This is a genomic window from Chryseobacterium sp. JV558 (assembly GCF_033712365.1).
Lineage (GTDB): Bacteria > Bacteroidota > Bacteroidia > Flavobacteriales > Weeksellaceae > Chryseobacterium.
Map to the genome: position 1 here is coordinate 1 of NZ_WJHU01000036.1, position 391 is coordinate 391.

Consider the following 391-nt stretch of genomic DNA (forward strand, 5'->3'; position numbering starts at 1 on the left):
TGTACGAAGAATTTCATGACGTGAAACGATGCGCCTGAAGGATTCCTCAAGGCTTACAAGGTCCAGAGAGCCATGGATATGGTGGCTCGATGGAATGCTATAGGCCAAATTCCCAGCCTCGAACTGGCTCAAAATCCACATTCGCTTCTGCGAGGAAGATAATGGGTAATCTGTCTGGACAGGCGACTGGGGAATGGATGCAAAAATTGTCTTTTGGGAATTATCGATCAGAAGAGCCTGATCCTGTAAAACAGAATACCGGAACAAGTCTGTAAGGGCTAACTGAACACCCAGATGTTTGATGATCTGGCTGGATAAACGTGTCGCTTTCAAACTATGGCCTCCCAAATCAAAGAAGTCATCATAAAGACCAATATTATCTGCATCCAGC

At 45.3% G+C, this 391-nt stretch carries 1 protein-coding gene; it reads right to left on the reverse strand.

The window, feature by feature from the left end; genetic code table 11:
* Positions 1 to 391 (reverse strand): condensation domain-containing protein (locus tag GFU89_RS23250; protein ID WP_318849385.1); only part of this gene is annotated, 391 nt, incomplete at both ends.